The sequence below is a fragment of the Streptomyces oryzae genome (assembly GCF_017676365.1).
Classification (GTDB): domain Bacteria; phylum Actinomycetota; class Actinomycetes; order Streptomycetales; family Streptomycetaceae; genus Streptomyces; species Streptomyces oryzae.
This window is the reverse complement of record NZ_JADKMA010000069.1, coordinates 25,770-32,687: the sequence shown is the minus strand read 5'-3', so window position 1 is coordinate 32,687 and position 6,918 is coordinate 25,770. Positions and strand designations below refer to the sequence as shown.

At 71.1% G+C, this 6,918-nt stretch carries 9 protein-coding genes; 4 read left to right on the top strand and 5 right to left on the bottom strand.

Translation table 11 applies throughout. From position 1 onward, the window contains the following. The first annotated feature begins 94 nt into the window (after nt 1–94). Both ITI46_RS15640 and ITI46_RS15635 read left to right on the top strand, forming a co-directional pair. On the top strand, nt 95–283 hold the full coding sequence (locus ITI46_RS15640) for a hypothetical protein (protein WP_209240153.1): 189 nt from the start codon (nt 95–97) through the stop codon (nt 281–283). 343 nt (nt 284–626) lie between these two features. Next, a complete protein-coding gene (locus tag ITI46_RS15635) occupies nt 627–1,871 on the top strand; it encodes a cytochrome P450 family protein (RefSeq protein WP_209240152.1) in 1,245 nt (414 codons plus the stop codon). Between the two features lie 178 nt (nt 1,872–2,049). Here ITI46_RS15635 and ITI46_RS15630 read toward each other — a convergent pair whose 3' ends face one another. Further along, nucleotides 2,050–2,916, bottom strand: coding sequence for a DUF4232 domain-containing protein (locus tag ITI46_RS15630; protein ID WP_209240151.1), 867 nt, complete (start codon nt 2,914–2,916; stop codon nt 2,050–2,052). A gap of 331 nt (nt 2,917–3,247) precedes the next feature. On the opposite strand from ITI46_RS15630, the gene ITI46_RS15625 reads away from it, so the two are divergent. Together ITI46_RS15625 and ITI46_RS15620 are read left to right on the top strand one after the other, a co-directional pair. Next, complete coding sequence (locus tag ITI46_RS15625) at nt 3,248–4,003, top strand: SDR family NAD(P)-dependent oxidoreductase (protein WP_209240150.1); 756 nt, start codon at nt 3,248–3,250, stop codon at nt 4,001–4,003. A 44-nt stretch (nt 4,004–4,047) separates the two neighbouring features. After that, the gene (locus tag ITI46_RS15620; protein ID WP_209240149.1) at nt 4,048–4,890 is read left to right on the top strand and encodes a helix-turn-helix transcriptional regulator; all 843 of its coding nucleotides are present in this window, start codon (nt 4,048–4,050) and stop codon (nt 4,888–4,890) included. A gap of 32 nt (nt 4,891–4,922) precedes the next feature. Here the strand turns inward: ITI46_RS15620 and ITI46_RS15615 are convergent, their stop codons facing one another. The 4 genes from ITI46_RS15615 to ITI46_RS15600 form a co-directional block, all read right to left on the bottom strand. After that, the gene (locus tag ITI46_RS15615; RefSeq protein WP_209240148.1) at nt 4,923–5,303 is read right to left on the bottom strand and encodes a tautomerase family protein; all 381 of its coding nucleotides are present in this window, start codon (nt 5,301–5,303) and stop codon (nt 4,923–4,925) included. 83 nt (nt 5,304–5,386) lie between these two features. Next, a complete protein-coding gene (locus ITI46_RS15610) occupies nt 5,387–5,980 on the bottom strand; it encodes a maleylpyruvate isomerase family mycothiol-dependent enzyme (protein WP_209240147.1) in 594 nt (197 codons plus the stop codon). 71 nt (nt 5,981–6,051) lie between these two features. Further along, nucleotides 6,052–6,579 (bottom strand): SRPBCC family protein, encoded by a 528-nt coding sequence (locus ITI46_RS15605; protein WP_209240146.1) that lies wholly within the window; start codon nt 6,577–6,579, stop codon nt 6,052–6,054. Continuing rightward, nucleotides 6,576–6,917, bottom strand: coding sequence for an ArsR/SmtB family transcription factor (locus ITI46_RS15600; RefSeq protein WP_209240145.1), 342 nt, complete (start codon nt 6,915–6,917; stop codon nt 6,576–6,578). Before ITI46_RS15600 ends, ITI46_RS15605 begins: the two co-directional genes overlap by 4 nt. Nucleotide 6,918: the final 1 nt, after the last annotated feature.

Below are 6,918 nucleotides of genomic sequence, written 5' to 3'. Positions count from 1 at the left end.
GTTCGCAGCAGCACCGGACCGGCCGTTCGCGCTCCTGGTGGCGCATCTCGGACGCTTTGTCGCGCACTGTCCGCGACATCCCAAGGAGCGTGCCATGTTCCGTCGATCCGCACTGACGCTGGCAGCACTGCTGGCGACAACTGTCCTCGCCGCAGCCCCCGCTGCTGCCGCCTCAGCCCCGAAGCCCCATGACCTCACCCCGCGCGAACAGGCGGCCCTCAAGGTGGCCGAGAAGCTCCTGACCAGGGTGCTGGGCGGTGTCGTCAACCTCGGCGGCAGCTGACCGCAGCCCCGCCGACCCCAACGGCCCCGGCACAGGAACCGGCACTCTTCCGGTTGTTGGGGCGCACGCCGCGCCGTCCGCTCTTGCGGGCGGCGCGGCGGCGGTGTGCGGGGACGTACGGGGACGGGACGCGCAAGGGGCGTGCCCGGAGCACGCGCCGGGCACGCCAGGGGTGTTCGCGCGGCCTCGCCCGGCTCACTCGGCAGCGCCCCCACCGGGGCTCTCCGCCCGGCGTGAGATGATCTTGCGGCTTCTGCCCTCTACACGGACGCTTGATCAGCTCATACTGTTGGCAGTTGTCCCCGCGTCAACTCCCCGCCCCGAACGGAGATTGCGACTCACCGTGTCTGTTTCCGAGCCTTTGACTCTCGATCCCACCGGCAGTGACCCGCACGGTGAACACAAGGCCCTGCGCGAGCGGGGCCCGGCGACCAAGGTCGACCTCCTCGGTGTCACCGCCTGGTCGGTCAGCGACCCCGCCCTCCTCAAGAAGTTGCTGACCGGTCCGGACGTCTCCAAGGACGCACGGCAGCACTGGCCCGCGTTCGCCGAGACGGTCCCCACCTGGCCACTGGCGCTGTGGGTCGCCGTCGAGAACATGTTCACCTCCTACGGCAGCGACCACCGCAGACTCCGCCGCATGGTCGCCCCGTCCTTCAGCGCCCGGCGTATCGCCGCGCTGGGGGAGCGTGTCGAGCGCATCGTCGACGACCTGCTGGACGTGCTGGAGCGCACGCCGGCCGGGGAGGCGGCGGATGTCCGTGAGCTGTTCGCCTATCCGCTGCCGATCCAGGTCATCTGTCACCTCATGGGGGTGCCGGAGGAGCGCCGCGAGGGCTTCCGTGAGCTGGTCGACAACGTCTTCGCCACGACCCTCAGCCCCGAAGAGGCCGCCGCCAACACCGCCAGCCTGTACGCGACGCTCGACGACCTCATAGCCGAGAAGCGGGAGCGGCCGGGCGAGGACATGACCTCGCTCCTCATCGACACCAGGGACGAGGAGGGGGATGGCTCCACGCTCTCCGAGGCCGAACTCCGCGACACGCTGCTGCTGATGATCAGCGCGGGCTACGAGACCACGGTCAACCTTCTCGACCAGGCCATCACCGTACTGCTGACCCACCCCGAGCAGCTGGCGCTGGTGCGGGAGGGGAAGGCCGGCTGGGGCGACGTCGTCGAGGAGACACTGCGCTTCGAACCGGCCGTCAAACACCTGCCGCTCCGCTTCGCGGTACGCGACATCGCGCTGCCCGACGGACAGGTCATCGCCAAGGGGGAGCCGATCCTCGCCTCGTACGCGGCGGCCAACCGGCACCCCGACTGGCACGGTGAGACCGCCGACACCTTCGACGTGACCCGTTCGGCGCCCGGCCCCGAGCACCTTGCCTTCGGGCACGGTGTCCACTTCTGCCTCGGCGCTCCGCTCGCCCGCCTGGAGGGCACGACGGCGCTGGAGAAGTTCTTCGCCCGGTTCCCCGACGCGCGACTGGGGGTCCCGGCCGAGGAGTTGCGTCCCGTGCCTTCGCTGATCAGCAACGGCCATCAGACGCTGCCGGTGGTGCTGCGCCCGGCGCCCGCAGCCGACTGAGCTGCCGCTTCCTGATCTGCCGCTTCGTTCGAGGGACCGGCCGGGCGCTCAGCCCGGCCGGTTCTGTGCTCGGCTCAGGCCGGCCCCAGCCGCCGGTCCCGTCGGCCCCGCGGGCGGCCGGCCACGCGGTCGCCCTGCCCCCGCTCCCCGTCGTGCGCTTCGAGGCGTGCGGTACTCATCAGCCGGTGCCCGGGGAGAGCGGGCCGATCTTGGGCACCGACCCCTCGCCCGCTGCCGGTGCCGGGCCGCCGGACCAGTCGACCCGGAGAGACGCCTGCTGGTCGGGCGGGGTGAGCAGGGCAGCATCCGGGGTGACGGACCGGGCACCGGACACCTGCGGGTTGGCGTACGACAGCGGCGCCCAGGCGCTCGAACCGGCCCCGAGCTCGACCGCCTGCGCCCCGCCGCCCTCGCGCTGCGGGGGAACCGATACCTGCTTGCCGGAGGCGTTGATGAACGCGAACCCGGGGAAGCCCTTCACGGTGCACGGCCGGCCGGACTTGTTCGTGAAGATGAGTGCGAAGTGGTTCTGGCCGGCTCCTGGCCTGTTGGGGCCGATGGACGCGCTCAGGTCGGCGGTCGTGCAGTTCGCCCCCGCGCCGTCGGAGCCGGAGCTCGCACCGTCCGAGCCACCGCCGGTGCTGTCGCCGTTCCCGTCGCTGCCCGCAGAGCCGTTGGCGCCGGAGGAGGACGAACCGCCGGACTGCGAGGCGCCGTTGTCCTTCCCCTTCTTGCCCGCGTTGTCCGCGCTGTTGTCCTCGCCTCCGTTGCCGCCCTTCTTGCTGCCGTTCGGAGAGAGCCCCGCCGGAGCGGCGTTGCCCTTGACATGGCGGGGGTTCGAGGCGTCGTCCATGTCGCCGCACCCCGTCAGCAGTGCGCCCGCCGCCAGCACCGTGGCGGCGCCCGCCGCAATCCTCGCCGGGCGCAGGGCCCGTCCATGCGCCGGGAACAGCCAGGTGCCGCTGCCGGCTCTCCGGTTGCACCGGCCTGCCGTCGTGTGGCCGCCCGGCATGTCCCCGAAGGCACTGTCCCCTCGCTCTGTCATTGCAGCTGTCGACCCCCTGCTCGGTCTGCTCCCCCGCTGCCGGGCCGTGCACGGCGTTCGATGACGGGGTGGCCGGAAAAGTTCACGACCTTCGCAGACTGTTTCGTTTTCCGCTTCGTTTTCCGCCGGCTTTGATCCTCGACCGTACCTCGGGCCCGTCACGCGACCCGACGCGGCCGTACCCAACCAGCCGACCGCCCTGAGAGGGGGACCGGCGATCCCCGGACAGCTGCTGCCTTCATCCCGTTCTGCGGCGGCGGCACCGTTGAGCTGCAGGTATTCAACGGGGCTGAGGCTTCAGCACCGCACCACACCGGACGGAGAACACGGCATGACGCGTATCGCCCTCATCACCGGCGCCAACCGCGGACTCGGGCGCAGCACGGCGCTGCACCTCGCCGAGGCAGGAGCTGACCTGCTGCTGACCTACCGCTCGCACGCCGAGGAGGCCGAGGCCGTCGTCGAGCAGATCCGCGCCATGGGCCGGACGGCTGTCGCGCTGCAGCTGGACGCCTCGGACACCGCGGCCTTCCCGGCGTTCGCCGACACGGTGCGTGGTCACCTCAAGGCGCACTGGGACCGCGAGGACTTCGACGTCCTCGTCAACAACGCCGGTCACGGCAACCACAAGCGGTTCGTCGACACCACCGAGGACGACTTCGACGGGCTGATGAACGTCCACGTCAAGGGCGTCTTCTTCCTCACCCAGGCGCTGCTGCCGCTGCTCAGGGACGGCGGCAGGATCCTCAACGTCTCCACCGGCCTGACCCGTTTCATCGCCGCTGAGACCTCCGCATACGCTGCTGCCAAGGGCGCGGTCGAGGTGCTCACCCGCTATCTCGCCAAGGAGCTGGGGCCGCGCGGTATCTCCGTCAACGCCCTCGCGCCGGGCGCCACCGCGACCGACTTCGGCGGGGGCGCCGTCCGGGACAGCGCGGAGGCCAGGGCGGGCCTCGGCTCGGTCACCGCGATGGGCAGGGTCGGGGAGGCGGACGACATCGGCGCCGCCGCAGCAGCGCTGCTCGCCGAGGGCAGTGCCTGGATCACCGGGCAGCGCATCGAGGCGTCGGGCGGCATGCTGCTGTAAGACCGCCGTACGGCGACGGAACGCGGAACAGGGAGCTTCGGATCGTGGACAGAGCGCAACTCGCGGACTTCCTGCGCACCCGCCGGGAGGCTCTGCAGCCCGAGGACGTGGGGCTGCCCCGTGGGCCGCGCCGCCGGACGAGGGGGCTGCGGCGCGAGGAGGCGGCGGCCCTCAGTGGCATGTCGACCGACTACTACAGCCGACTGGAGCAGCAGCGCGGGCCACAGCCGTCCACGCCGATGCTGGCGGCCATCGCCCGCGGCCTCCATCTGTCGCTCGCCGAGCGTGACCACCTGTTCCGAATTGCCGGGCACAACGCGCCGCCGCGGCTGGGTTCGGAGCACATCACGCCCGGACTGATGCGGATTCTGGGCCGCCTCGACGACACTCCGGCGCAGGTGGTCAACGATCTGGCGGAGACGCTGTGGCAGACGCCGCCCGCCGTCGCCCTGGTCGGTGACGAGTCCCGCTACACCGGAGCGGACCGCAGCCTGCTCCACCGGTGGTTCACCGACCCGGCGACCCGGCTGATCTACCCGGAGGAGGACCACCCGCGGCACAGCAGGTTCTTCACCGCCGAGCTGCGTGCCGCCTACTCCCGGCAGGGCAGGGGCAGTCGGGCCGAAGCGCTGGTGGAGCGGCTGCTGAAGGCCAGTGAGGAGTTCGCCGAGTGGTGGAGCGTGCACGAGGTCGGGGTGCCCCGGGTGGAGCCGAAGCGGTTCCTCCATCCCGAGTTGGGTGAGATCGAGCTGCACTGCCAGGTGCTGCTGGACCCGGACCAGGCTCAGACGCTGCTCGTCTACACGGCGACGCCCGGTTCGGAGAGCGACGAGAAACTACGCCTCCTGCCCGCTGTCGGCACCCGTTCCGCGGGAGCCGGGAGCTGATGCGTAACCGCCTCACCCGGCGAACTGCCGTCTCAGACGTACTGCGCGATGCCGTTGCCGAGTGACCAGTCGGTCGAGTGGTTCTCGGTCACGGTGATGAACATGTTGCGCGGCTCGGTCGCCGCGTACTGCTCGCCGAGTTCGGCGATCCGCCGGTACAGGGCCTGCTTCTGTGCGGGAGTCCGCCCGGAGCGCATGGTGATCGCGACGTAGACGATGCCGTCGTCGCGGTGCACACCGAGGTAATCGCCGTAGCGGAGCGTGCTGTTGGTGCCGTCGTGGCCGACGAGGACCTGGAACCGGTCGTCGGGCGGTATCCCGATCGTCTCGACCAGAGCGTCGTGCACGGCACGGCCGAGCGCGTCGAGCCGGTCCGGGCCGGCTCGCAGTGCGTCGATACGGACGAAGGGCATGGCGGCGGCTCTCCTTGGTGCGGCGGGGTGGTGGCCCGCGAGGATCGAATACGCCGTACATACTAGTAGGTACAAAAATGCATTCACGGCCGGCGGCCGATGAAGCGCAGGAACGCGGTCTGCGCGTCGGCGCCGTCCGGTGCCGGGACGCTCTCGTCGAAGGCGCCGGTCGCCAGCAGTGCCGCGTGGTGGGGGAGCAGCGCCTGGTGGGTGCGGGTGACGGCGTCCTGGTCGAGTATTTCGTCGCCCCCGGTGGCGCGGGCCAGGTCCCAGGTGTGGCCCAGCAGTTCGAGGGCGCCGATCACCTCGACGGCCTGCTCCACCGGGACCGGCCCCAGCGGACCGCCGGGCAGCGGCCGCGCTGCCAGCGCAGGGTCATTGAGCAGCGCGAGCATGCCGGTACGGCAGGCGAGGAACGCGGCCGCCAGATCGGCGTCGGGATCCACGGCAGGCGCCTCTCCCATGGGTGAGACGGCGACCCCGTGAGCGGGCGACGGGGGAGTGCCGTGCACCGCGGCGAGGATCCCGCGGTGCCCATTGACGACGTGTGCGACGACATCGCGGGCTGCCCAGCCCCGGCACGGGCTCTTGGCATCCCACCGGTCGGCGGGCGCTGCCCGGACGCGGGCCAGGAAGGCGTCGGCGAGCTGGGCGTAGTGGTCTGCGACAGCGGACATGAGGGCTCCGGTGGTTCGGTACGGGTGTTGTTCGATACGTGAGGGGGCTCTGCGACCAGGAGCTGTGCTGGTCACTTCGGCGGCATGCCGCGGAGGACCTCGTCCAGCCGGCGTCCGGCCACCGAGACCCAGCCGCCGCCCATCACGTGGCGGGCACGCTGCTGGAGCGGATTGTCGGGGTCGAAGCCCTCGTGGACGAGGAAGAGCCGGGTGCCGCGGCCTTCGGGCCGCAACGTCCAGGTGATGGTCCAGTCCGCGCCGCTCGCGCTGCCGGGGTCGGCGTCACGCCAGCCGACCCGAAGCATGCTCTCCGGCTCGAAGGCGAGCACCTCGGCCTGGACGGTGCCGGAGAAACCGGTGGCGGGCATGGCCCTGGCCTGCATGGTGTAGCGGTGGCCGATCTCCAGACGGAAGTCGCAGGGCATGAGCCACTGCGCGATCAGCTCCGGTTCGGTCAGCGCTCGCCAGACCTTGGCCGGTGGGTGCGCCAGGAACTGGTCGACCCGGACGGTGGTGGGATCGTCACCCGCACTCGGGTCTTGAACGCCCGCCTTCGGGCGGTCGTCGGATGTGCAGTCAGCTGTTTCGTCGTCGGTCACGGCTCATCGTCCTCGAGCGTGTCGAGCAGGTCGCGCAGGTTGCTCAGTTTCTCGCGCCAGTACCGCTCGAACGGATTCAGCCACTCCTGCACCTCGTACAAGGCGGCTGCCTCCAGCCGGTAGAGCCGTTGCCGGCCCGATCTCGTCTCGCTGACCAGGCCGGCCTCTCGCAGCACCCGCAGATGCTCCGAGAAGCTCGGGCGTGCCATGGCGAAGTGCGCGGCGAGTGCGGTGACGGACTGCGGGCCGGTGTCCCGCAGCAGCGCCAGCACCTCGCGCCGCACCGGGCTGGCGAGCGCGGCGAAGACTTTCCCGTCCTGGGTCCCGGTGGTGGGCATC